This is a genomic window from Sphingomonas sp. P2_B6 (genome assembly GCF_056404755.1).
Map to the genome: position 1 here is coordinate 78,781 of NZ_JBFUDK010000009.1, position 24,246 is coordinate 103,026.

General features: G+C 66.6%; 17 protein-coding genes, 1 tRNA gene and 2 riboswitches. Of the genes, 8 read left to right on the forward strand and 10 right to left on the reverse strand.

The genetic code is table 11. From position 1 onward, the window contains the following. Nucleotides 1-103: 103 nt before the first annotated feature. Genes AC1DX5_RS14275 through AC1DX5_RS14295 form a run of 5 tightly spaced genes read right to left on the reverse strand, consistent with a single transcriptional unit; the run spans nt 104 to nt 8,453 of the window. Nucleotides 104-1,216: an FAD-dependent oxidoreductase gene (locus tag AC1DX5_RS14275; protein WP_465169808.1), complete on the reverse strand. Its 1,113-nt coding sequence runs from the start codon at nt 1,214-1,216 to the stop codon at nt 104-106. Continuing rightward, nucleotides 1,197-1,613, reverse strand: a complete 417-nt coding sequence (locus AC1DX5_RS14280) for a hypothetical protein (RefSeq protein WP_465169809.1) — start codon at nt 1,611-1,613, stop codon at nt 1,197-1,199. The genes AC1DX5_RS14275 and AC1DX5_RS14280 overlap by 20 nt, the downstream gene beginning before the upstream one ends. Before the next feature lie 3 nt (nt 1,614-1,616). Next, nucleotides 1,617-4,271 (reverse strand): LodA/GoxA family CTQ-dependent oxidase, encoded by a 2,655-nt coding sequence (locus AC1DX5_RS14285; protein ID WP_478016116.1) that lies wholly within the window; start codon nt 4,269-4,271, stop codon nt 1,617-1,619. 38 nt (nt 4,272-4,309) lie between these two features. Then, the gene (locus tag AC1DX5_RS14290) at nt 4,310-6,337 is read right to left on the reverse strand and encodes a tyrosinase family protein (RefSeq protein WP_465169811.1); all 2,028 of its coding nucleotides are present in this window, start codon (nt 6,335-6,337) and stop codon (nt 4,310-4,312) included. Then, nucleotides 6,330-8,453: a multicopper oxidase family protein gene (locus AC1DX5_RS14295; RefSeq protein WP_478016117.1), complete on the reverse strand. Its 2,124-nt coding sequence runs from the start codon at nt 8,451-8,453 to the stop codon at nt 6,330-6,332. The genes AC1DX5_RS14290 and AC1DX5_RS14295 overlap by 8 nt, the downstream gene beginning before the upstream one ends. A gap of 262 nt (nt 8,454-8,715) precedes the next feature. On the opposite strand from AC1DX5_RS14295, the gene AC1DX5_RS14300 reads away from it, so the two are divergent. Beyond that, a complete protein-coding gene (locus AC1DX5_RS14300) occupies nt 8,716-10,308 on the forward strand; it encodes a hypothetical protein (RefSeq protein WP_478016118.1) in 1,593 nt (530 codons plus the stop codon). Nucleotides 10,309-10,595: 287 nt separating this feature from the next. On the opposite strand, the gene AC1DX5_RS14305 is transcribed toward AC1DX5_RS14300, so the two are convergent. Further along, nucleotides 10,596-11,174 (reverse strand): TetR/AcrR family transcriptional regulator, encoded by a 579-nt coding sequence (locus AC1DX5_RS14305; RefSeq protein WP_465174203.1) that lies wholly within the window; start codon nt 11,172-11,174, stop codon nt 10,596-10,598. Between the two features lie 54 nt (nt 11,175-11,228). Between AC1DX5_RS14305 and AC1DX5_RS14310 the strand changes: the two genes are divergently transcribed. The 6 genes from AC1DX5_RS14310 (at nt 11,229) to AC1DX5_RS14335 (ending at nt 18,075) form a co-directional block, all read left to right on the forward strand. Beyond that, nucleotides 11,229-12,656: an 8'-apo-carotenoid 13,14-cleaving dioxygenase gene (locus tag AC1DX5_RS14310; protein WP_478016119.1), complete on the forward strand. Its 1,428-nt coding sequence runs from the start codon at nt 11,229-11,231 to the stop codon at nt 12,654-12,656. Between the two features lie 242 nt (nt 12,657-12,898). Beyond that, nucleotides 12,899-14,272, forward strand: coding sequence for a class II 3-deoxy-7-phosphoheptulonate synthase (locus AC1DX5_RS14315; RefSeq protein WP_478016120.1), 1,374 nt, complete (start codon nt 12,899-12,901; stop codon nt 14,270-14,272). Between the two features lie 201 nt (nt 14,273-14,473). Further along, entirely contained in the window at nt 14,474-15,493 is a 1,020-nt protein-coding gene (locus tag AC1DX5_RS14320; protein WP_478016121.1) for a hypothetical protein, read from the forward strand. A gap of 74 nt (nt 15,494-15,567) precedes the next feature. Further along, complete coding sequence (locus AC1DX5_RS14325; protein ID WP_478016122.1) at nt 15,568-16,728, forward strand: lactonase family protein; 1,161 nt, start codon at nt 15,568-15,570, stop codon at nt 16,726-16,728. Nucleotides 16,729-16,795: 67 nt separating this feature from the next. Further along, the gene (locus AC1DX5_RS14330; protein WP_478016123.1) at nt 16,796-17,938 is read left to right on the forward strand and encodes an L-lactate dehydrogenase; all 1,143 of its coding nucleotides are present in this window, start codon (nt 16,796-16,798) and stop codon (nt 17,936-17,938) included. A 62-nt stretch (nt 17,939-18,000) separates the two neighbouring features. After that, nucleotides 18,001-18,075 (forward strand) — tRNA-Glu (locus AC1DX5_RS14335). A 349-nt stretch (nt 18,076-18,424) separates the two neighbouring features. Here the strand turns inward: AC1DX5_RS14335 and AC1DX5_RS14340 are convergent. From AC1DX5_RS14340 to AC1DX5_RS14355, 4 genes are all read right to left on the reverse strand, one after another. Further along, on the reverse strand, nt 18,425-19,939 hold the full coding sequence (locus AC1DX5_RS14340; protein ID WP_478016124.1) for a PepSY domain-containing protein: 1,515 nt from the start codon (nt 19,937-19,939) through the stop codon (nt 18,425-18,427). A 3-nt stretch (nt 19,940-19,942) separates the two neighbouring features. Continuing rightward, a complete protein-coding gene (locus AC1DX5_RS14345; RefSeq protein ID WP_478016125.1) occupies nt 19,943-21,973 on the reverse strand; it encodes a TonB-dependent receptor plug domain-containing protein in 2,031 nt (676 codons plus the stop codon). 176 nt (nt 21,974-22,149) lie between these two features. Further along, a riboswitch (cobalamin riboswitch) is annotated at nt 22,150-22,382 on the reverse strand. 76 nt (nt 22,383-22,458) lie between these two features. Further along, nucleotides 22,459-23,184: a CbtA family protein gene (locus AC1DX5_RS14350; RefSeq protein WP_478016126.1), complete on the reverse strand. Its 726-nt coding sequence runs from the start codon at nt 23,182-23,184 to the stop codon at nt 22,459-22,461. Nucleotides 23,185-23,193: 9 nt separating this feature from the next. Then, entirely contained in the window at nt 23,194-23,421 is a 228-nt protein-coding gene (locus tag AC1DX5_RS14355) for a CbtB domain-containing protein (protein WP_465169821.1), read from the reverse strand. Between the two features lie 19 nt (nt 23,422-23,440). Further along, nucleotides 23,441-23,601: riboswitch (cobalamin riboswitch) on the reverse strand. A gap of 32 nt (nt 23,602-23,633) precedes the next feature. On the opposite strand from AC1DX5_RS14355, the gene AC1DX5_RS14360 reads away from it, so the two are divergent. Beyond that, on the forward strand, nt 23,634-24,191 hold the full coding sequence (locus tag AC1DX5_RS14360) for a histidine phosphatase family protein (RefSeq protein ID WP_478016181.1): 558 nt from the start codon (nt 23,634-23,636) through the stop codon (nt 24,189-24,191). Nucleotides 24,192-24,246: the final 55 nt, after the last annotated feature.

Here is a 24,246-nt window from a genome sequence, read left to right on the forward strand (position 1 = left end):
GCTGAGCCTGTCGAAGCCTTGTTCTTCTCCGCCATGAAAGAAAGAGCAGCCCTTCGACAGGCTCAGGGCGAACGGATATAGGGCAGCCTCAATGGCTCAACCCTCAGGCGGCCATGGCCGCCATGCGCCGCTGCCAGAAGGGCGCATCCGGCCAGCGCGCCGCGGCGGCATAATGATCGGCCAGGGCGCGGCGATAGTCAGTGATGCCGTGCGCCGCGATCAGGGCGTAGCGCCGGGCTGCCTCCTCGCCCCGGCCGTCCAGCGTGTCGGCGGCGGCATAGGCGGCGAGGATGCCCGAGCGCAGCGCATGGACGATCCCGCGCGAAGACAACGGGTCGGCCGCGAACAAGGTATCGCCCGTCGCGATCCAGCGCCGGCCGACCGCGCGGTCCAGCGTGGCGGTGCCGGCGGCGCGCACGATCGCCTGGTCAGCGCGAGCTCCCGGCGGCACCAGGGCGGCGATATGGCGGGTCGCCGCCAGCGCGCGGTGCCAGCCTTCGGCTTCGCGCAGGCCGAGACCGGCGGCGATGTCGGGATCCGTCATGCAGGCAACCACCCGGCGGGCACCGGGCAGGTCGGCGCTGTACCACCACCCTTCCGGCCGGGCCTCGATGACGATGCGGGAATCGCCGGGCGCGCCGGCGAAGAAGCGGGCGAAGGCGGCGAGCGGCTCTCCTGCCTGCAGCGCAGCGCCGAAAGCGCGCGCCAGCCGCCAGCGCCGGCCCGTCGCCCAGACGACCAGCCTTGTCTCGACCTTGCCGCCATCGGCCAGATCGAGGCGCCAACCGGTGGCGGTCTCAGCGGCGGATCGCACGGGCGACGCGAGGCGAAGCTCCGCGCCCGCCGCCGCAGCAGCCTCGGCGAGCAATCGGTCGAAGCGGGCACGGTCGAGCTGCCAGCCAGCGCCGTGCGCCGAAAAGATGCCGGGGCGTTCGACCAGCGTGTCGCTGGTCCAGGCGGAGTCGACCGCGCGGCCCGGAACGAAGCCGCCCGCCTCGAAAGCCGGCATCACGCCGAGCTGGTCGAGCAGGCCACGCGCCAGCGCCGGCAAGACTTCGCCCAGCTTCGGCGCGTCGTAGCGGCCCGCCTCGAGCAGCAGCACGCGCAATCCCGGCGCGTGCCGCCTGAGAGTCAGCGCGGCGGCGGCACCCGCCGGACCGCCGCCGATGATCGCGACATCGGCGGCATGCGGTGACTCAGCTGGCGCGGACGGCATAGAAGGACGCGACCACGCCCGCCGGGTGCGTGCTGCCCCCGCTCCCGGAATGGGGAATGGTGCGAGTCACCGAGCCGACGATCGCGGCGGTCTGGAGCTGATCGGTGCTGTTCGGCCAGACCGGCACGAGCCAGCCGATATAATCATAGATCCATTGCTCGCCGCCGACGACGCCCTTGCCCTGGAAGCGGATTTGCGCCGGCGAGCCATAGCCGGCGCTGCCATGCAGAGCGAGCGACCAGCCCGGCCCGCCGATCGTGCCGCCGATCTCGCCCGGTGCCGGCTCGGTGAAGGACAAGGTGCCGCGGCCGAATTCGAGATCCTTGAAATCGGTCTGCACATCGGGGTCGTTGAGCAGGCTGCGATAGGTCCAATCACCGGCGAACAGGTTTCCCATGATTCACTCCTCCGAATCCTCGACGCAGATATATTTGTAGGATGGCGACGGTGCGTCGATGCCGGCGCCGTCATTGCGCACGACGAAGCCGAGCTTCGACCATTCGGTGACCATCTTCAGGTCGCCGGCATTGGTCTGCGGAATGCCGCGCGCCCAGTTGCGCATCTGCGGATTGCCGCCGCCGGACACCGGGAAATAGACCTGCATCGGGCGATGCGCCGGCCACCACAACGTTTCCCAGACGCGCTGTTCCTTGACGAGCAGATCATTGCCGACGCTGCCCGGATAGAGCTTGTTCCATTCCTCATAGGTGACGTCGATCGTCTGGGTGGAGCATTCGTTGAAATCGGCCTGCCAGGGCAGGCCCGACAGCTTGGTGACGTCGCCGGGCTGGAGCCCGACCTTGAAATTGCTGCCCAGCGAGAGCGGATCGCTGGCATAGGCGACATAGCCCTCCTCGCCGAGCCCCGGTCCCCAGCGGTTGGCGTTCTGCTGTGCTGCGGTCAGCTGGAAACCATACCATTCGGGATCGGCCCTGAGCCGATAGGGCTCGCGCCAGATCGCGGGGTTGCGGATGATCCAGGTCGTCTCCCCGCCTGGGCAGAAGGCGCCGCCGAGCAGGTTGGAGAGCACGCCGCGATCGAGATCGCGCCCGGTGCGCGCGACCCACCCCTCATAGGGTTTCCACGGATCGACCGGCGGCGCGAAGCCGGCCTCGACCTCGTCGATGAACAGGCCGTCGGCCCATTGCCGCAACAGGAAGAGCTGCAGGTCGGTGAGGCGCAGGAATTTGCTGACCGCCTGGTTGTTGATCGGGTTGTCGCCGGCGAGCAGCGGCATCAGCGGCAGATGATAGGTCCGCGTCGCCGGGTTGCCGTCGAGCCGGAATACATTCTCCTCGCCGGGCTTGCGCAGCAGGTCGAACAGATATTGGCGCTTGGGCCGGCCGGGATCAGTGACCGCCTCGGCGGCGGCGAGATCGAGCGCTCGGTCGAGCAGCACGCCCGCGCGGTGCTCGAACCCGAGCCTCTGCAGCACCCGCTCGATCGGCTCGTCCGGGTCCTGCGGTCGATCGTGTACGGCGGGTTCCTGCCGCGCCGTGCTGCGCCCCAGCGCCAGCAGCATTGCCTTGGGCCTGGGCACCGCATCGGCGACGGTCGCGACCGCGGCGGCGATAGCCGCATCGAACGCCGCTTTCGCCTCGGCGTAGAAGGGCGACGGCACGTCTGCATTCTCGACATGGACCGCGTGCCAGCGCGCGGCATAGACCGCCGCATCCTCCCCGGCCTCCGGCGGACAGACGGCCGCGGCGAAGACCGCCGCGGCCTGAGCGAGCGGTCCGGCCGCCGCCTCCGCCGCGGCCGAGGCGCCGGGCGCCTGGGTGGCATCGAGCAGCATCAGCCCGGGCTCGAGCGCGGCCTCGACCAGCCGGCCCGACACATGATCCTCGATCGCCGCCTGCTGCTTGCGGGCAAGCTGGCGCGGCGCGACCCGGGGCGGCTGGCAGAGCTGATAGGGATCGAACGAACCGCGCGTCGACTGGTTGTGCGGGAAGTTCGACTGCTGGAGAATGTTGGTGAAATAGGAGAATTCGTCGGCTCGAAACAGGATCGGCCAGATGTCGCGCCAGAACCAGGGGCGATAGGCCGCATTCCATTCGACCGACCCCGCCTTCCAGTGAAGCAGCGCGGCCTGATCGGTCGGGTCGATCGCCTGCGGATCGGCGAAGGTGCCGGCGGTGCCGAACATGTCGGTGCGATAGGCGAATTCGCGGATCGACATGTCCTCGACCACGTCCTCGAGCGTGATCATGTCGAGCACCTGCGGCGCGTAGCGCGGATAGCCGACGACCACCCAGGCGGGATATTCGACATCGACATAGCGCAGCTGATCGACATTTTCCGCGTGCATGACGAGCCGCGCCATCACCGGTCCATCCGAAATATCGTCGAACCAACCATCGCTATTGGCATATTGATCGATGCGCGGATGGCCGAAGCCGGTCAGGAAGCTGCCGCTGCGGCCATGGCCGCCCAGCACGAGCAACCGGCCGAGATCGTCGGTGAGCAGATCCCCCAAAGTGTCGATGTCGTGCGGCGCCATGCCGGTCGGCGGGAAATTGGCCGCATACATCGGGTTGCCGTCGCGGCTGAAGCTCGCCTTGCGGCGCGACCCGCAATCGACCGCTTGTGGCCCCGGATCAGTGATGAGCTTCTGCCGGGCCTGGGGATCCGTGATCGTCGGGTTGCGCAGCGGCGTGCCGGGCGGATAGCCGATCTCGCCGCGCAGACCGTCAAAGGTGAACCAGGCCGATTTCTTGTTGGCGAGCTGCACACGCCACTGGATGTCGACCAGCGTGCCCTGATTGCCGCCGCCCTCGATCGGATCGCCGATACGCAGCGGCTTCCCCTCGGGATTTTCCGCGTCATAGACATAGATCTGGAACCGCGCGGCCTGGCGCTTGATCCGCCCTTCCGCGTCCTTGAACTTGAACGACTTGCTGGTCGATTCGTCCTTGTGGACCGGATTGCCGGCGCCGTCGCACTCGATCGGCAGGCGGGCCGGCCCCTCGGGCGAGATGCAGAAGCTGTCCGGACTGTCGCCCAGGCGGGCGATGCCGATGGCCGGATGAATACGATAGACCGATGGCGCCGGCATGCTGATCTCCCCGCGCGCACCCTGGCGCGCGCCCATGTTCAGTCGAGAAAGTTGAGCGACACTCCGTCGAGCCGCAGCAGGTCGGGGTCCTCCTGATAGGAGGCGTCGATCACCACCAGGCTGATCGTGATCGTCCTGGCCCCCGCCGCGAGCAGGCGCCGCGCGGCGCGCGTCACGTCGATACGGTGGTTGCGCGGCGTGTTCATGCTGCGCTCGCGCAGGTCGAACTTGCGGCCGCGGTCGCCGGGCAGGTCGCAATGCCCCGGCCCGCCATAGCAGTCGCCGTGCCCGAACACCGCCGCATAGCCGGCATAGCCCTCATGAGTCAGCGGTGTCGACGCATCGGCATCGGGGACGTTGAGGAAGACGCGGATGAAGCACGACCGCGGCAATTGCGGCACCCGGTGGAGCCGGACCTCGGCCGAGCGGAAGCCCTTTTCCACCGTGTCCGGCACCGCGACCGGCGCCGAGACGAAGCGGCTGACCGTGGTGCCCAGCCCGACCGGGATGATGCAGCCGCCGCGCACATATTCATAGCCGAAGCGGTGCATGTCGAGCGTGTCGCGGACCGAATAGCTCCACGGCGTCAGCGCCGAATCGAGATCGGCCGGCACACCCTCGGGATGCTCCTGCTGCCAGTGCCACCACAGCCGGTCGATATTGACGTGGATCGGCCAGAAGACGGGATCATAAGAGGCCGTGAGATTGCTGAGCATGTCGCCGGTGGGCGGCTGGGAATAGAGATCCTCGCGCTGGTGGAACTTGCGCCCGGCGACGCTGACCGCGCGGTTGCGATCGACCAGCGCCTCGGGCGGCGGCTTGGGAAAGTCCGGATTGAAGCCGCCCGTCCAGATATGCATCGTATTGTGCGGGTTCTGGTCGAGGAAACCGAAGCTGTCGACGTAAAGACTGCCGCCGCCGAAATCGCGGAAGGTGCGCAGCGCAAGGATCTCGTCGAGATCGGCGGCGGTCGGGTAATGATAATGAATCCGGCTGTTGATCGTCTGGCCGGGGCCGAACTCGCCCGGATAGCGCAGCGGATACCAGAGCGCATTGGACTCGAGCAGCGCGTCGATGAAACGCTCGCGCGGCTCGCCCTTCGTGTAATCCGGCCCGATCGCGTCGGCGACGGCGGCAAGGAAATCGTGCAGGCTGGTATAGAGCACGCCGACCATGCCGCGCAGCCCGTCCGTCGGGATGCCCTTTCCGGCGAGAAAATGGAGCGACGCCTCGGTCAGGAAGCATTTCAGCGCGCGCGGGATGCGCTCGCCGCTCGGCGGATCGTCCGGGCAATAGCGCGCCGCGGGAAAATCCCACCAGGGGAGCGTCACGTCAGGGCAGAAATCCTGCAGGACCTGCTCGAATTCATAAAGATAGATGCGGTGCCAGGGCAGGAAGCGTTCCCAGCCATGCTGGCAGTGATTCTGGTGGATGAGGGCGAGGTTATTGTAGCTGCGCCAATCGCCCGGCCATTTGTTGAGATTATAGATCTCGCGAAAGGCATGACGCAGCCGGGCGATCTGCCCCTCGCCCATCGCGTCGATGTCCATGCGCTGGCGCAGTTCGCCGGCACGGTAGCGCCATTCGGCGGGATCGGTGGCGGGGGCAAAGACCGGCCCGGCCAGTCCCTTGACCTCGACCCGGCTGCTGCCGGCGATCTCGACCTCGCCGATCTCCAGCGCGCCGACCACCGCCCCGGGCGCGCCCTCATCGATCCAACGTTCGATCCGGTCGATATCGACATCCGCCACCGGCGCCCCGCCCCAGGGCAGGCGCGGATATTGCGTGCCGTCGAACGGGCTCTGGCCGCGCAGGCCGCGCACCAGCGCCGAGCGGGCACCGCGCCCCGAACCTCCGCCCCCGCAACAGGCGCCGCGCGACGCGGCCGGCTCGATCAGCGGCGTGCCCGAGAGCCGGAGCGCCAGGAATGCCGGCAACGGCAGGTCCCAGAAAGCGCCGAGCGGATCCTCGGGCGGCCGCGCCTGGCCATCGGCCGCCCCGCGCAGGATTTCCTGAACCTCGGCATAGCCGAACAGGGCCGTGTCGGTGTCGTCCTTGCTAGTCATGATGGTGGTCCGGCATGGGCATGGCAGCGCCACCAGGCGGAAGCGCACCGGGCGGCGTCTTCGGCGCTTCGCGCAGCGGCACCTGCGGCACCACCACCGCGACATTCTGCATCATGCCGCGATCCTCATGGTCGAGGATGTGGCAGTGAAGCACATATTCGCCGATATAGCGTTCGTAACGGGTACGGATCTTGATGGTGTAGATGCCCGACGAGCCGGGGGGCGGCGGGTTTTCCTCCCCGATCAGGCTCTTGATCCACAGCGTGTCCTTCCAGACGCCCTGCAGCCCCTCATATTGAGGATCGATCGAGACGCCGTCGCCCTTGTCCTGCGAGCCGGTCGTGCTGACCTCGTTGCCCATCGGATCCTTGATCGAGACGATCTGGAACGGATTGACGTGGATGTGGAACGGATGGCTGACATAATGCGACTGCAGCGTCCATTCGTCGACGCCGCCCAGCGTCAGTTTGCGGTCGATGCGGTTCGGATCATAGGGCTGCGCATCCTTGGTTTCGAGCGTGTTGCCGACCTGGAACTGGAGCGGCTTGGGCGGGACCTGGATGAAGAAGGTCAGCTCCTGCTTGCCGGTCACCTCATCGTCGGCGATGTCCGGATGCGGGGTGAAACTGGTGAATTTCAACCCATTGGTCAGATCGTCGACCACGGCAGTCTTCACGTCATCCGGCATCGCCTGTTTCGCGTTCGCCACCAGCGCATCGCGGACATAGTCGCCGATATTGGGCACCGCCGTCCCCGGCGCGACGCGGACGATGCCGAGGAGCTGCGGCCCGACCTGGATGCCATTGACCGTGCCGGATTTCGGCGCTGACGAATCGACCACGCAATAGGCTTCGGCCTCGGGGAACACGACCAGCGCGTCGTAGCGATAGCCCGGCTGGAAGGTGGTGATGGCGGTCTGGTGGCCGTGCGCCATGGTCAGCCCGTCGGCGGCGATGACCGTGTAGGGAAGCGGCGTGCCGCTGCACAGATCGGCGATCGCCTTGGCCTGATTCTCGGGCGTGAGCGTCGGCAGCGCCGCCTTGAGCTTACCGGGCCGGAGCTTGAAGAATTGCAGGCTGATCGTGTCGCGCACGCCGCCATGAATCATCCGCCAGCGCTCGATCCTGCCCTGGGTCGCGCGGAAGAAGGGCAGCACCTTGCCGTTGATCGAGGTGAAGCGGCCCGAGTTCGGCCAGGTATTGGGGCCGAACTGATCATAGCCCTCGATCCCGCCGACATCGTCCTTGTCGCAGATATAGCGGCCTTCCTTGGTCTGCTTGATCGGGCCCAGCTTCTCGCCGGGCTTCGGCTCGCCGCGGCAGGCATATTGGATCTGCTGCATCACCAGCACGCGCTCGGTCATGCCCTGCAGGAGAGTGTCGATGTCGCCATGGCGGCTGGTGGTGGGCAGCCGGTTGCCGCGCACGATGAGCGCGCCGGCCATGCCGCTCGACACCTGAAGCGCGGTCGAGCCGTGGCGGTGGGTGTGATACCAGAAAGTGCCCGACGGATGATCCGAGGGGATGTTGTATTCATAGGTGAAATCGACGCCCGGATTGATCGACAGCAGCACATTGTCGCCATTGCCGGCCGGATTCACCCACAGGCCATGGGTGTGGAGATTGGTGCCGTTGAAGCAATGCGGCGTATCCGCATTGTGATCGCTCATGCTGAGGCAGGAGGGGTCGGGATCGAGCTTGTTGTGCAGGTCGATCCGGACGGTATCGCCGGGCGCCACCTCGATCATCGGCGAGATGAACGGGTTCTTCGGATCGGTATCAGTGCCGACATAGCTGCGCAGATGCACCTTGTCGAAATGCTGGGTCTTGCTCGCCGGATTGCGGATCCGCCCGTCGAGATATTTGATGGTCAGGTCGAGGATCTTGTCGCGGCGTTGCACGGGCTGTGCCGCCGCCGTTTCAATTCCCGGCGTCGCGCCCACCGCCAGCGCGAGCAGAGGCCGGGGCGGCTCGGCGCGGGCCTTGAGCAGCGGCGGGTTGCTGACGTCGTCGTCAGGCACCTCCTGCGCGCTGGCGGGCATGGCGCCCAAAGCCAGCCCGAAGCCGATCGCGCCGGCCATCAGCCGTGCACGTGAAACGCGCGTAAATAGCGACATGACATCCCCTCCCTGTGTCGGTCGGATCGGCCAACCCCGTTCATGTTTTGGGTTGCCGGCCGGGTCGTGTCGAGGCGAGTTGAGGCCAGAACGGCGCTATCCGGCACACGGGAAGCGGGAAGAGTTATCGTCGTTATGGGGGTATATGCCGGCAATCCGTTTCCTTCACCCTGCATTCGCGCGATGCTGGCCATCGTCCGGCAGGGCGGCCCACCGCGAGCGCCGGCAAAACGCGCAACCGCGCGTCAGGGGGAGACGGATCATGACTTCACGCCCGCGCCGGGACGACCGCCGCTTTCCAATCGCCGTGCTGGCCCTGCCGCTGGTCGCCGCCGGCATCGGACTCGCCGGCTGCCACAGCGCCCCCGTTCCCGCGCCACAAGCGACCGCCACCAATCCGTGCGGCGCGCTGGCGCCGAACAGGACATCGGCGCTGCCGACCAATGCCGGGCTCAACCAGACTGAGGTGGATTGCTCCGCCTGGCAGGCCTTCATCGCGCTGAACTGGAAGGCTGACCCGAAGAAGAACGGCTTCCCCGATCCGGGCGCGCCCTGGGGCAGCTTCGGTACGCCGGGCGACACCAGCCCGACGGTGTGGGAAAGCTATCGCGAAGCCGCCGACGTGTTCGGCAGCATGAAGCCACTGGAAGGCACCTGGCAGGAGAAGCGGCCGGCGGTCAGGACGCTGAGCCGCATCTCCAAGCTGGGCAGTCTGGACCTGTCCAACATCGTCCAGGCGGGCGGCGGCGACCATTGGCTGACCAACCAGCGCGGCGATGTGACCTATTACGAAGTGATGATGAACCAGGACGAGTATGAGTTCATCACCAAGCAGACCGGGTTCGACCTGACCACCGCCGCCGGCCAGCTCAAATGCGCGACCCAGCCGGGCAAGGTGATCTCCGACGGGCCCCCGCCCCCACCCAAGGGGCCATTGCGCGGCGGGCTGAACTTCCCGGCGGGCTTTGCCAATGGCTGGGACGATACCGATTGCGTCGGCAACCGGGCCGCGTTCGGCCAGCAGGTCGGGGCGATGGAGATCAAGGCGTCCTGGACGCCGCTGCCGGCCGACCATTCGCTCGACTATCGCTACAAGACGGCGGTCGCCGAAATCCGCGATCCGACGACGGGCAAGATGCGCCAGGTGACCGTCGGGCTGGTCGGGCTGCACATCGCACGCAAGCTTTTCCCGCGCCTGCCCTGGATATGGGCGACGTTCGAGCATATCGACAACACGCCGGACGAGACGCCGGGCGGCGGCTTCGCGCCCCCTGTGCTGCCGGCCAATCCGAACCAGCGGCCATCGCCTGGCTTCACCTTCTTCGATCCCAAATGCACGCCGCAAAAGGACCGGATCTATCAGTGCCGGCACAATGTCCCGCCGGTGCCGTGCGGCAAGGGCGGCGTGTGCATGCCGTACTCGGCGCCGATGCAGATCACCCGGATCAACCAGGTCGGCCAGCCGGCGAACAGCGTGACGGCCTATGTGTGGAGCCTGTTGCCGGCGCAATCGGTGTTCAACTATTATCGGCTGGTGAACGTGCAATGGCCGCAGGCCAATATCGGCACGCCGCCCGGGCCGGGGCTGAGGGTGCCGCTGACCATGGGCCATCCGGCGCCGAGCGGCAGCGCCGGCGGGCCAGGCCAGATCGTCGCGAACACGACGGCGGAATCCTTCCAGCAGACCACCAACAGCTGCATGGACTGCCATGTCTTCGCATCGATCGCGACACCGGCGATGCTGCAGGCGACCGCGCCCGGCGGGTTGCGCAAGGTGCCAAAGGCAGGCGTCGACGGGTTACCGCAATATGCCGCGGACTATTCCTTCATCTTCCTGTCCGAGACGAAGAAGTAGCGCGGGACTTTGGAACGGGGCCCGCGGCAGATCGGCTGAAGGGACGAGCGGCAGGAGATATGGGACACCAGCTTGTCCCATATCTCCAGCCGCTCACCTTTTTGACGGATGCCAATATAGTATTGCATATCAGAACTTGGTCGACATTAACGATCTTCGCCCGATCGAACGGGACAAATTGCGCTTCGACTCCGGTGCGCGACCTGGTCTCAAGCTGCCCCCGTTTCCGGCGCGAACTGGCTCGTTTTGGGTAAGGAAGCCGCATTCGCGGATGCTGCGGCGACGGGCTATCCGATTGCCCGGACGTCGATAACCCGGTCGATCAGCGTCTCGTCAAGCGGGATCTGGCCGTCGAGCATCAGCATCGACAAACCGTGCACCAGCGCCCAGGCCTGCAGCGCAATCACCTGCGCATCGCCTCCCTTGCCTTCGGCCAGCAGCGCCGCGTTGGCGCGCAGAAACGCCATCGCATCGTCCTCATGCTTGCCGGAATGCGACGGCATCGCCTGGGGATTGGCGAAGATCAGCCGGAACAGCGCGGGGTTGGCGAGCGCGAAGCGGACATAGGCGGCGCCCGTCGCATTGAACCCAGCGACGCCACCGCCGACCGCATCGGCCGCGTCATGCTGCGCCACCGCGAGCCGGGCAAGCCCCTCCCCCGCCAGCGCCGTCATCAGCGCGCCCTTGTCGGGGAAATGGCGGTAGACCGCCGTCGCACTCACGCCGACCGCGCGTGCGACTTCCCGCAGGGACAGGTCGTCGGCGGTGCGGGTCTCGAGCAGCTTGAGCCCTGCCTCGACCAGCGCCGCGCGCAGATCGCCGTGATGATAGGCCTTTTTCGGTGCGGTCGATTCAGATGTTGACACTGTTACCTTCGAGTCGTATGTGAACACCGTCAACTTCTAGACGTGGAGGCCATAATGGCAAGCATGATCGAAACCGCAATCCGCAGCACGGTGTCGAAGGGCATCGGCGTGGTCGCCGAGTATAATCGCAAGCGGCTGGTGGCGACCGACCATCCTTTCCTGACCGGCATCCACAAGCCGATGGACCAGGAGCTGACCCTGGAGGACCTGCCCGTGACCGGCACGATCCCTGCTGCGCTCGACGGCCGTTACCTGCGCATCGGGCCGAACCCGATCGCCCCCGATCCCGCCGGGCATCACTGGTTCACCGGCGACGGCATGGTGCACGGCGTGGCGGTGAAGGATGGCAAGGCGCTGTGGTATCGCAACCGCTGGATCCGGTCGAAGAAGGTTGCCGCCGCGATGGGCGTGGCCGCGGCGCCGGGGCCGCGCCACGGCATGTCGGAGACGGTCAACACCAATGTGCTGGCGATCGGCGGGCGCACCTTCGCGCTGGTCGAGGCGGGCAGCTATCCGGTGGAATTGTCCGACACGCTGGAGGAGCAGACCTTCAACCCGTTCGACGACACGCTGCTGGGCAGCTTCACCGCGCACCCGCATCTCGACCCGCTGACCGGCGAGCAGCATGCCATCGCCTATGAGGCGACCAATCCCGAAATGGTGCGCCATGTGGTGATCTCGCCCGACGGCAAGGTGGTTCGCGAAGAGCCGATCGCGGTGAAGCACGGGCCATCGATCCATGACTGCGCGATCACGGCGCGGTACGTGCTGATCCTCGACCTGCCGGTGACCTTCTCGATGAAGGCGCTGATCGGCGGGCACAGCTTTCCCTATCGCTGGAACCCGGACCATCAGGCGCGGATCGGGTTGCTGCCGCGGAACGGCAGCGGCGGCGAGACGATCTGGGTCGATGTCGATCCCTGCTATATCTTCCATGTCGCCAATGCGTTCGACACGGCGGACGGCAAGGTGCTCCTCGACGCCTGCGTCTACGACACGATGTTCGCCGACAGTTCGCAGGGGCCGGACGCGAAATCCCGCGGGCTGGAGCGCTGGACGATCGACCCTGTCGCGAAGACGGTCGAGCGGCGTACGATCGACGCGACGCCGCAGGAATTCCCGCGGCCGGACGAACGGCGTTTCGGCCAGCCCTATCGTTATGCCTGGACGATGGGACTGCCGGAGGCGGACAAGGCGTTCATCGGGGAGAGCTACCTGCTGAAACACGATCTGGAGACCGGCGCGCGCACCGTGCATGATTTCGGCGAGGGCCGTTATCCCGGTGAGTTCGTGTTCGTACCGGCGTCCGATGCGGCGGCTGAAGGCGAGGGCTGGATGATCGGGCTGGTCGTGGATCTGCCGAACGAGACGACCGATCTGGTGATCCTTGATGCGCAGGATTTCGGGGGCGCGCCAGTGGCGAGCATCCGTATCCCGCACCGGGTGCCGCCGGGCTTCCATGGGAATTGGGTAGCTGCCTGACTCGTTCCTCCCCATCGCAGATGGGGAGGGGGACCAGCGAAGCTGGTGGAGGGGAATTGGAGCGAGGCTACGTTGCCGCGCTCCAATTCCCCTCCACCATTCGCAGAAGATGCGAATGTCCCCCTCCCCCGCTTCGCGAGGGAGGAATAAAGGCTCCGGAACGCCCCCAAAGTTTTCCTTGATTGCGCGAAGAGGCGATTTCCCGCAAGGGAACCGCCCTCATTCACCACTGGACTCGCATCATGGCCGCCAAATGGGCCCCCGACAGCTGGACTCAGGCAGAAGCCCGCCAGCTTCCGACCTATCCCGACGCCGCCGCGCTCGACGCCGCGACGACGACGCTGGAGAGTTTTCCGCCCCTGGTGTTCGCCGGCGAGGCGCGCAACCTGACCGCGGACCTGGCCAAGGTCGTCGAGGGCAAGGCCTTTCTGCTGCAGGGCGGCGACTGCGCCGAGTCCTTTGCCGAGCATAGCGCGAACAACATCCGCGATACTTTCCGGGTGATCCTGCAGATGGCGGTCGTCCTGACCTATGCCTCCAAGCTGCCGGTGGTGAAGCTGGGCCGCATGGCGGGTCAGTTCGCCAAGCCGCGCTCGTCCGATACCGAGGTGCAGGACGGCGTCGAGCTGCCGGCGTACCGCGGCGACATCGTCAACGACATCGCCTTCACCGCCGAGGGCCGCGCGCCCGACCCGCAGCGGATGATCCGCGCCTATAGTCAGTCGGCCGCGACCCTGAACCTGCTGCGCGCCTTTGCGACCGGCGGCTATGCCAATCTGGCGCAGGTGCATCGCTGGACGCATGATTTCATGGGCCGCAGCCCCTGGGCGAAGAAGTTCGCCGAGACCGCTGATCGTATCGGCGAGGCGCTGGAGTTCATGGCGGCGTGCGGGATCAGCCCGGAAACGGTGCCGCAACTGGCCGAGACGCATTTCTACACCAGCCATGAGGCGTTGCTGCTGAAGTACGAGCAGGCGCTGACCCGGCAGGATTCGCTGACCGGCGACTGGTACGACACCAGCGCGCATTTCCTGTGGATCGGCGACCGCACCCGCTTCGAGAATTCGGCGCATGTCGAATATCTGCGTGGCATCGGCAACCCGATCGGCATGAAGTGCGGACCGAGCCTGGAGCCCGACGTGATGCTTCGCCTGCTCGATACGCTGAACCCGGCGCGCATTCCGGGGCGGATGACGCTGATCACCCGCTACGGCCATGACAAGATCGAAGCGGGCCTGCCCAAGCTGATCCGCGCCGTCCAGCGCGAAGGGCATCCCGTTGTGTGGAGCTGCGATCCGATGCACGGCAACGTGATCAAGGCGTCGAACGGCTACAAGACGCGGCCGTTCGAGCGGATCCTGGCCGAGGTGCGCGGCTTCTTCGCGGTGCACCGCGCCGAAGGCAGCATCGCGGGCGGCATCCATGCCGAGATGACCGGGCAGAATGTGACCGAGTGCACCGGCGGCGCGGTCGACGTGACCGAGCAGTCGCTGGCCGACCGGTATCACACGCATTGCGACCCGCGGCTCAACGCCGGGCAGAGCCTGGAACTCGCGTTCCTGCTGGCCGAGATGCTCAACGTCGAAATGGCGGAGCGGCGTCGGGCAGCGGCCTGACCGGCTCAGGTTAAGCAACGACAATCATCGGTCAGGCGCTCGAGTCCGAGACTTGAGCGCCTCGGCTTCGTGCGCCTCGAAAAATAAAGTACACAAAAAAGTGTTTTTGGATGCAATTCTCCCCATTGCGCCGGCGAGTCGTGCGTGACATGCTATATCCTATAGGGTTCTCAAAAGAACCAACACCAGGGGAGATGCTACATGAAGAGGTTGTTCCTGCTTGCCGCCGCCGCTGCGCCACTCGCGCTGATGTCGATGCCGGCCCATACTCAACAGGCGCCCGGCCAGGCCTTTGCGGTCGATGCGCAGCCGGCGATGCCGACCAAGACCACGCGCACGGGCAAGCACGTCAACCGCATCATCGACATGTGGATGAAGGGCCAGCCGGTCTATTACACCCAGATTTCCGGTGGCGGTTACGAAGAGGGCAAGAAGCAGGCGGCGACCAAGGCCGATTACATCACTTATGAGATGGAGCATGGCCCGCTCGACTTCAAAGAGCTGCACGAGTTCATGCGCGGCCTGGTCGATGCCGGGCCGACCCGCACCGGACACCGCACCCCAGCCGTGATCGTCACCCTGCCGATCCAGGGCACGCCCGATGCCGTGCGCGCCAACACCTGGATGATTCAGCAGGCGCTCGCCGCCGGCGTGCACGGCATCCTGTTGTGCAACGCCGAGTCGCCCGAAGCCGCCAGGACGATGATCGAAGCGTCGCGCTATCCCTTCGCGCCGGTCGTCCAGGGGCTCGCCCAGGGTTTCCGCGGCAATGGCAGCCAAGCCTGGGCATCGCAGGTCTGGGGCGTGTCGCAGAATGAATATATGCGCCTTGCCGAGCCTTGGCCGCTCAATCCGGACGGCGAGCTCATCTTTGGCGTGAAGATCGAGAATCCCCGCGCCGACGCCAATGTCGAATCGACCGTACGTACGCCTGGTCTCGCCTTCGCCGAATGGGGCCCGGGCGATCACGGCTTCTTCCTGATCGGCGCGCCGAAGCCCCGGGCACCGGGCGCTGCGTTCGAAGGCTATCCGGCATCGATGCTGGCGGTGCGCGCGCGCGTGCTGGCCGCGACCAAGGCGAACGGCCTGCGCTTCCTCAACGCATGCAGCGAGCGCGACGTGATCGACCAGATCAAGGACGGGGTGATGATCTGCACCGGCGGCGATTCGCCTGCCGCCGACAAGGGTCGTGCCTATACCAAGCGCACCGACCCCTTCTGATCTGCGCGGATACCGACATCGGCAGGCCGCGCCGGGAGGCGCGGCCTGCTTCATGACATGAGAGAGGGACGCCCATGAAGACCAGCATCAGCCTCGCCGCCGCCGTCATCGCGCTCGCCGTGCCCGGCGCACTTTCGGCGCAGCTCGCCGTGTCGGCCAATGACGGCAAGCAGCTCCGCCCCGGCGATGCCGGCCGTACCGCCGACAGCGTGTCGGTGATCGACCTGCGCAGCTATCCGCCCAAGACGATCGGCACGGTCGCGGCACCCGCGAGCATGATCGGCCCGCCGGCGGCGGTCGCGGTCGCGCGCAATGGCGGCTTCGCGCTGGTATCCGCCGCGCAGCGCCTGAAGACGGACGGTACGCTGGAACTTAACGACGGCGTCTCGGTGATCGACCTCGCCGACCCGACCGCGCCGGCGCTGGCGCAGACGGTACAGGCAGGCCCGGGCGCGAGCGGCGTCGCGATCAACCGCGCTGGCACGCTGGCGCTGGTGGTCAGCACGGGCGACGACACGGTCTCGATCTTCACGATCAAGGACAAGCGCCTGACGCCCGCGGGCAAGGTGCAGCTGCCCGCCAAGGCACGGCCGACCGACGTGGCATTCCTGCCCAACGGCAAGGGCGCCGTCGCGGTCGCACAGAGCGCAGGGCAGTTGATGCGGCTGGCCGTATCGGGCGACAGCGTGACGCTGGCCGGCGAACCGATCTCCACCGGCGTTCAGCCTTACGGCATCTCGTTCAGCCCTGACGGGCGCTATGCCTATAATACCAACCTGCAGGGCAACACGCCGCCGGCCGGCACCACCCCGCCCCGCGGCCCGCGCGTCGGCACGGTGACTGCGGTCGAGCTGGCGACGGGCAAGGTCAATGCGGTCGAGGTGGGCTTCACGCCCGAGCATCTCACCCTGTCGCGCGACGGACGCTATCTTGCGGTGGTGGTGCATAACGGATCGGGCGGCGCGCCGGGTTCGGCGGGTTACTGGCCGCATGGTGCGCTGAAAATCTATGGCGTGAAGGGCATGGCGCTGACCCCGATCACCGAGACCGAGACCGGCGCCTGGTGCCAGGGCGCGACCTTCAGCGACAATGCGAAGACGGTGCTGCTGCAATGCGCGGTCGACAAGGACATCGAGGTCTATCGCTTCAACGGCCGGACGCTGGCCCGCGACGACGCGGCGACGCTGAAGTTCGACGCGCGACCGGGCGCGATCGCGACCCCGAGCAGCCGGTAGGCAATGCGCCCGGCTCCCGCGCAACAATGACATTGCGGGGGCCGGGCCCGGGACCTAGATCGACACGGTGACACCGGCCTGCATCGATGATTTCCGGCTGCTCGCGAAAGCGCGCCTGCCCCTGTTCCTGTTCGATTATATCGACGGCGGCTCCTATTCGGAATCGACCATGCGCAGCAATGTCGAGGACCTGCAGCGGCTGAAGCTGCGCCAGAAGGTCATGACCGACGTCTCGCAGATCGACCTGTCCACCACCTTGCTGGGCCGCACGGCATCGCTGCCCGTCGCGCTGGCGCCGGTCGGGCTGGCGGGCATGTATGCGCGGCGCGGCGAAGTGCAGGCGGCGCGCGCGGCGGAGGCGGCGGGCGTGCCCTTCATCCTCTCCGCCTCCGCCTGTTGCGGCATGGAAGAGGTAGCGGCGGGCGTCACCCAGCCCTTCGCCTTCCAGCTCTACATGATCCGCGACCGCGAGTTCATGAAGGACATGCTGGCGCGCGCCAAGGCGATCGGCGTGGAGACACTGGTGCTGACCGTCGACCTGATCGTGCACAGCGCGCGGTACCGCGACGTGCGATCGAGCCTGACCGGCAAGCAGGGCCTAGGCGCGCGGATCAAGCGCTTCACCCAGATCGCCACGCATCCGCATTGGGCGTTCGATGTCGGCCTGTTCGGCGGACCGCATACCCTGGGCAATTTCGCCCCGGTGATGCCCGAGGGTGCCGGGCTCGACCAGTTCACCGCCTGGGTCGCGCGCAATTTCGATCCGTCGATCACCTGGAAGGACATGGACTGGATCCGCCAGCATTGGGACGGGCCGATCGTGATCAAGGGCGTGATGGACCCGGCCGATGCGGTCACCGCCTGCGACATCGGCGCGACCGCGATCGTGGTATCCAACCATGGCGGGCGGCAGCTCGATGGAGCGCCCTCCTCCATCGCGGCGCTGCCGGGCGTGGTCGATGCCGTGGCGGGTCGTGCCGATGTGCTGATGGACGGCGGCATCCGCTCTGGCGTCGATGTGCTGCGAGCGCTGGGGCTGGGCGCGAAGGGCGTGCTGCTCGGCCGTGCCTGGGCCTATGCGCTGGCGGCCAGAGGTGGCGCGGGCGTGGCGCAGATGCTTGAGCTGCTGCGCCATGAGATGGCGGTGGCGATGGCGCTGACCGGCCAGACCGATGTGAAGACGCTGTCGCCGGACATGCTTCTGCGCTGACAGGCGTGCGCCATCTTGACGGTGAGCCCCGCTCACCGTAGATGCGCCGCTCCGCAAGGTATGGCCCCTTCGTCTAGCGGTTAGGACGTCGCCCTCTCACGGCGAAAACACGAGTTCGATTCTCGTAGGGGTCACCAGCGATTTCACTGGCTTACGGGCCATTGTCGAGACAGAATCTCGCGCCGTCGAATATTGGTGCAGAATGGCACTTCCGTTTTTGGGAGCAGTAAACTGCGACCAATGGAGACGGAACCGGCTGCGAATCGGACGTCTCGGCTCCTTGCCCGGCGGGCACTGCCTCGCGGATATCCCTTCGACTAGATTGCGCTCGATGAACGTGTCGAGGCCCGCGACGATGAGCATCGTCATGGGCTCCATCGAGGGTCCAGCTATGGAATCCACTTAAGGTATGTGTCGACGCTTTTAGCCTAAAGGCGCCTGGCATGTGCGAGCCTCCCGGCCGGATGGCGACCGATACGGTTCAAGTTAGAATCCTGCGACATCTTCCCCGCCGATAGACGTTCGCCTGCCTCGCCCCAGCCGGAGGCGCAGCCGGCGCAGGTCCCTGCCGAGCTTGCGGATGCCCATCCAGGTCCCTGTCCCGCAGACAAGGGTCACGGCCAGCAGCAGTGGAAGCACGACCAGGTCCCATAGCGGCCGCGTCCGCAGCACGGGGAAATCGAGGCTGTGCAGCCCGTTCTGCAGCCAACGAAAGCCGCGGCCGTTGCTGTCGATCGCCTGGATCAGCGCCCCGGAGCCCGGGTCGATATAGAGCCGGGTCGCCTCGGGATCGGACAGGATCGCGCGCCAGACCGGCAGCTTCATCGGGAATTTGTGGGTGTAATAATAGGCGTCTTCCTGCCCAAGCTTCTCGAGCGAGGCGACCGGCGGGCCATTGCGCAGCGCAACCTTCAGCTCCGCTTCCCGGAGCGGTGCTGGCCTGCCGCTCACATCGAAGCGGGTGATGCGGCCGTCCCGGTCGATCGCGACCAGAAAGACCCGTCCGCCAAGCGGCGCGCCTTGCACTCTCACCGTGCCCGCCGGCAGGACCGGAAGCTGTCCGGCGGCACCGCGGACATCGCCCCAGGTCATCGGGCCGGCGAGGCGCTGGCTTTCGGCGAGGCCTGCCATGCTGTCGAGGAAACCCCATGGGTTCATCGAGAAGAGCCCGCTGGCCACCCAGGTCAGGGTCAGCAGCCCGAAGAACAGGCCGAACATATGGTGCCACCACCACAACCCGCGATAGGGCGAGCCGATGCTCCCGTCGCGCCGGCGCCGCAGCCGGGAGATGCCCACCCACAGGCCGGTGATCGTCAGGAAGCAGCCGATCAACGAGGTCCAGATGACGACCTGATTCCACGCGTCGCCATTCTGGCGAAGGATCGTCGGATAGAGCCAGTGCGGCACCGCGCCGAGCCAGCCCCAGAATCGCTGGAACCGCGTCGTCCGCTGCACCGCCTCACCGCTATTGCCCGCGATATAGACGGTCGTGACGGCGGGATCGGCATAATCGACGCGGTAGAGCGGCTGGTTGCGCCGGAAGGTCTGGACGGTCCATTGATCGATGCCGGTGATCGCCACCTTGTCCGGCATCCCGGCGATGCCGAAGCGCTGCCCGAATGTCGTGGCGATGGCGCGGATGTCGCCCGGCGCCAATGTTTCGATCAGCTTGCCGGTCGACAGGTCATAGCTGCCCGGCGACATGCGCATCTGGGGAATCGGGCGGCTCGAGTCCAGTGCCGGCATCACGCGCAGCACCGGCCGCCCCGCCATCATCTCCATCTTCACCGATGCGACCGGCGTGTCCGCCGCCAGGTCTATGCGTCCGAGCGCCGCGGCGTTCGGCAGCTGCACGGGCGCGAGCCCGCGCAGCTGGTCGGCGGGCATCAGCCGGGGATAATCGACATACATCATGACGAAGCCCGACAGGCACCAAAGCGTCATGAGTGCGCCGATGACGACGCCCAGCCAACGATGGAGGAAGAGGACGGGACGGAGCATGGCTCAGAAACTCAGGCCATAGCTGGCCCGCAGCGTGCGGGGCACGCCGCGGTTGAAATAGAGGAAGCGCCCGCCGGAATCGGCCGGTGCCGACCCAAAGCCGCGCGTCGCATATTCCTGGCCGGTGACATTCTCGATGTTAACGCCGAAGCGGTGCCGGCGGGCAGCGCCGTCGACATAGAGATGCGCGCCGAGATCGACGACCGCATAATTGCCGTAGTTCTGGCGCGGAAAACCCGAGGGCGACGAGAAGGCATCACCAACCCAGTTGATCGAAGCATTCGCGCCAAAGGGCAGGTCCTGGGGCGCATAGGCGATCGATCCCTTGGCGAAGTGCTCAGGCGTGCGGTCGCGCTGAGTCGTCGATCCCTCGTTCCGGGTGCGGTTGAAGGTGTAGCTCGCCATCACCTGCCAGTCGCGCGCCACCTGCGCGTCGAGGACGATCTCGGCGCCGTGCACGTTCACCTTGTCGCCGACGTTGATGTAGGTCCCGTTCGGGAAGGCGGGATTGTCATAGTCATAGTCGATCAGGTCGGTGATCCGGCGCTGGAAATAGGTGACCTTCCAATTGAGCGCACCGTCCGCCAGCGCGACCTTGCCGCCGGCTGTCAGGTTGAGATTGAGGCTTTGCTCGGGCTTGAGGTTCGGGTTGCCGATCTCGCAGCATGGATCGATGCCGTAGAGCGACGACGCGTCGGGCAGGATGAAGGAGGTGCCGCCATTGCCCTCGATATAGAGGCTGTCGGTCAGGTCGTAACGGCCGCTGACGTTCCAGATCGTCTTCTTCGCGCCGCCGGTCTCGTTATAGCGCACACCCGCGGTGAGCCGCCCGCGCTTGCTGATCTCGTCGGTGGTGCGGACCTGGAAGATTCCGGCATGGACCTGCTCGGTAAGCTTGCCGATCAGCAGCACGTCGTCACGGCCATTGAAGTTCTGGAAGTCGTAGCCGACCAGATATTCGAGGCCTTTGTGCAGGTGCAGCTTCACCACTGCACTGCCGCCATAATCCTGGAAGCCCCAGAAGGTGCCGTCGGGATAGACCGTGATCGGCGGACCCGCCGGGATCGGGTTGAGGATCTGGACATAGGCAGTGCGCCAGTCGTGATAATAGCCCTTCAGGTAGAACTGGACGGTGTCGCTGCCGGTGTAATCGAGGCGGAGGCTGGCGATCTCCTCGTTGCGGTCGTTGCGGCTCCTGTTGACCCGGGTCGGCGAGAGATTGTCGAGATTCGCCTCCGTGTGCTGATATTCGGCGTTGAGGCGCAGGTCCGGCGTGACATCGAACTGGTATTTCCCGCCGACCGACCAGAGGTGATATCCGCGCTCGCGGTCGGTCGCGCTGGGCTGCATCACGCTGTACGGGCGATAGCCGTCGGCGTCGTTGCGTGAGGCCCAGGCGACGAACTTGTGCTCGCCGAGACTGCCCCGGACATAGCCGTCGACATTGGTCCCGCCGCGGCTGTCGACATTGGCATTGACCTGGCCGTTGAAATCGTCGGTGAAGCCACGGGTCACGACGTTGATGACGCCGGCGGCGGCCTGGGTGCCGTAGAACAGGCTCTCGCCGCCCTTCAGCACTTCGATCCGCTCGATCATGCTGGCAGGCAGCGTGTCGTTGGGCGAGGTGCCGCCATAGAGGCGGTTGTTGATGCGGATGCCGTCGACGGTCCACAGCACGTCCTGGGTGCGCGAACCCTGGAGCGAGAGGTCGACATAGCTGAACGGGCCGGCACCCGGCTTGATGTACAGGCCAGGGACGCTCTCCAGCGCGCTGGCGATGTCGACGACGCCGCGGTCGCGAACCTGCTTCCCGGTGACGGTTTCGATGTCGCTGCCGTAGCGGGCAAGCTCCTGCGGCAGGGTCTCTTCGAGGCTCGTACCGGTGACGACGATGTCTCCGTCAGGCCGGTCGGGACCGTCGACCGCGTGGCTCCCGGCTCGGTCCTCCGCGGTCCGCGCGCTGGCGGCGGTGCCGGCGCATGTTGCGAGAACGGCCGCGAGGGCCAGCTGCGATACGATGGTGATCTTCTTCATTGGCAACCCCCCAGGCGTCGTCCGACGTTGGGCGGGGGCGTGCCGTCACACGAACGGTCGGTACGCGCGGCGGCCGGACGCCAAGGGCGGCCACCGCACGTCTCCGATGCGGCCCCAGCCGCTCGTTCGTCGCTCAGACGGAGTTCACCGTGCCTCGGCCATCCCCTGGACCAGGCAAGAGCGACCAGACGCCGGCAGGTCTCCTGGCTCACGGGTCACAGCTTGATGCATGCCTTCCCAAGCCTCGCGGCACATATCGTCCGGCCCAGTGGCTGCTCCCTCGAAAGGAGCCATGCATCGCGCTCGCCGCTTACAGTTGCAGGGACAGCCTCGGATTCAGGTGGCGAACCACCCTCACCGCGTTCCAATTTTAAACCCCTTTCGGGGTACCGACGCGATCAAGGGATGCGATATGGCCCATGTCCGACCGAGGCAAGATGTTTTAGCAGGTGCGAAACGATCGCCCCGACGCAACGCCCGAGCCGCTAGCCGCGGCGGCTCGCCCCATGACGCAGCGCATGCTCGGCAGCAGCGCCGAAGCCGATGCCGATCGCCGTCCACAGCACCGCCTGCATGGCAATCGACGCGATGCGGAAGTTCCACAACACGACTGCCGGGAAATCCGTCGGCACTTCGTTGATCGCGGGCAAGGCGAGCTGCACCGCGGTCACCAGCCCGACATAGCAGCCGGCGGCGCAGAGCATCGCATTGAAGGCGCCGAGACGCCGAGTCAGGCCGCGCCCGAGCTTCGCGGCGACGATCAGTGCGACCACCGACAAGGCGATCATCGCGAAATAGGTGATCGTCCGAAACGCCACGGTCTCGTGCAGGCCGACCGCGGGCGGGTTCGGCGGATATTTCAAGGCCGGCACCAGGGCGATCGCGACGAAACCCGCCAGGGCGAGCAGCAAGGCGAGCGAGCGCGGCCCGAGCCGCGACCAGCGCCCATAGAGTCCGGCGAACACCAGCGAGAAGATCCCGCCGATCGCCGCGCCGTAGAGCAGCACGGCGATGATCAGGCCGAACCCCTTTTGAGTCGCGCGGCTGACCAGCTCGGGCTCGTCCATCGCGCCCATCGCATGGTCGCGCGCGGCCTCGAATGCGATCGCCAGATCGACCTGTGGCTCCGCGGCGACACGGGCGAACAGGAACGCCAGCAAGGCAGCGACCAGGCCCACCAGCATGCCGCGGATCAACAGGGTACGCGCCATGTTCGGCGCTTAGTGGCAGGGAAAGCCGAGCAGATGGCGCCCGTCATGGACGAGTTCGTGCACATATTTGCCACTGAACAGCGACACCGCGCCCTGCTCGGTGCTGACGAAATAAAGGAAGATCAGGGCAAGCAGCGTGCCGAAGACGGCCCAGGGCAGGATCTCGCCGATCGGAATGGCCGTCTCGCCCCGGACGGGGATGAAGACGTCGTCGGCGAAGAGAGTCGTGGCCGGCATGTTCAGCTCCTTGACCGGGATGTACGCGTCCCGCGGGGATAATGTCGCGAGGAAGGTCTGACTCTCGACAGCAGGGAGGTGCTGCCGATAACAGTGGCGCGACCGTGCCGGAATTCCACCGGCTTCTTCCTCGGTCCTTCGGCATCGCCCTAGGACGGAACCGAGCGCAACGTCAACGATATCGGGAGGCCCGCCTGGCCACGCGACTGACCCTGCTCTGCCATGCCGCCACCGCCATGAGCCGCGTCGGCGGGTTCGCCGATCCCGCCGAGCCGCTCGACACCGAGGGGCTGCGCGCAGCGACCGGCCTGCGCATCGCGGGGCCCTCCCCACGGCATGTCGCCACCAGCCCGGCGTCGGCGGCGCGCCAGACGGCGGAAGCGCTTGGTCTGACCGCCGATATCGATCCGGCGCTCGGCGATATCGATCATGGCGACTGGAGCGGTAAAAGCGTTGCCGAGATCAATGCCGCCGATCCCGAGGCTGCTGCCGCATGGATCGCCGACCCCGGGGCGGGCGCGCCCGGCGGCGAGACGATGGCGGTGGTCGGCCTGCGTGTCGCCGAGTGGCTCACCAGCCAGGCCGGACGGGATGTGCCCGTGCTGGCGATCACCCACCCGGCCGTGGTGCGCGCGGCGATCGCCGCTGCCCTGTCGCTGCCGATCGGCGCGACGTGGCGGATCGATGTCGCGCCCCTCTCGGTGACGGTCTTGTCGTTCAATCGCGTCTGGCGGTTGCAGTCGCTCGGGCCGGTCACCGGGAGCGGATAAAGAAATCTCCATATCTTGCCGATGGGTTGGCAACCGCCTATTGGCGCGCTTGAGG

Bases quoted from the DNA above. Each gene is read 5' to 3' on its own strand.
- AC1DX5_RS14275 (WP_465169808.1), bottom strand. From the start codon at position 1,216: ATGCCGTCCGCGCCAGCTGAGTCACCGCATGCCGCCGATGTCGCGATC.
- AC1DX5_RS14280 (WP_465169809.1), bottom strand. From the start codon at position 1,613: ATGGGAAACCTGTTCGCCGGTGATTGGACCTATCGCAGCCTGCTCAAC.
- AC1DX5_RS14285 (WP_478016116.1), bottom strand. From the start codon at position 4,271: ATGCCGGCGCCATCGGTCTATCGTATTCATCCGGCCATCGGCATCGCC.
- AC1DX5_RS14290 (WP_465169811.1), bottom strand. From the start codon at position 6,337: ATGACTAGCAAGGACGACACCGACACGGCCCTGTTCGGCTATGCCGAG.
- AC1DX5_RS14295 (WP_478016117.1), bottom strand. From the start codon at position 8,453: ATGTCGCTATTTACGCGCGTTTCACGTGCACGGCTGATGGCCGGCGCG.
- AC1DX5_RS14300 (WP_478016118.1), top strand. From the start codon at position 8,716: ATGACTTCACGCCCGCGCCGGGACGACCGCCGCTTTCCAATCGCCGTG.
- AC1DX5_RS14310 (WP_478016119.1), top strand. From the start codon at position 11,229: ATGGCAAGCATGATCGAAACCGCAATCCGCAGCACGGTGTCGAAGGGC.
- AC1DX5_RS14315 (WP_478016120.1), top strand. From the start codon at position 12,899: ATGGCCGCCAAATGGGCCCCCGACAGCTGGACTCAGGCAGAAGCCCGC.
- AC1DX5_RS14320 (WP_478016121.1), top strand. From the start codon at position 14,474: ATGAAGAGGTTGTTCCTGCTTGCCGCCGCCGCTGCGCCACTCGCGCTG.
- AC1DX5_RS14325 (WP_478016122.1), top strand. From the start codon at position 15,568: ATGAAGACCAGCATCAGCCTCGCCGCCGCCGTCATCGCGCTCGCCGTG.
- AC1DX5_RS14340 (WP_478016124.1), bottom strand. From the start codon at position 19,939: ATGCTCCGTCCCGTCCTCTTCCTCCATCGTTGGCTGGGCGTCGTCATC.
- AC1DX5_RS14345 (WP_478016125.1), bottom strand. From the start codon at position 21,973: ATGAAGAAGATCACCATCGTATCGCAGCTGGCCCTCGCGGCCGTTCTC.
- AC1DX5_RS14350 (WP_478016126.1), bottom strand. From the start codon at position 23,184: ATGGCGCGTACCCTGTTGATCCGCGGCATGCTGGTGGGCCTGGTCGCT.
- AC1DX5_RS14355 (WP_465169821.1), bottom strand. From the start codon at position 23,421: ATGCCGGCCACGACTCTCTTCGCCGACGACGTCTTCATCCCCGTCCGG.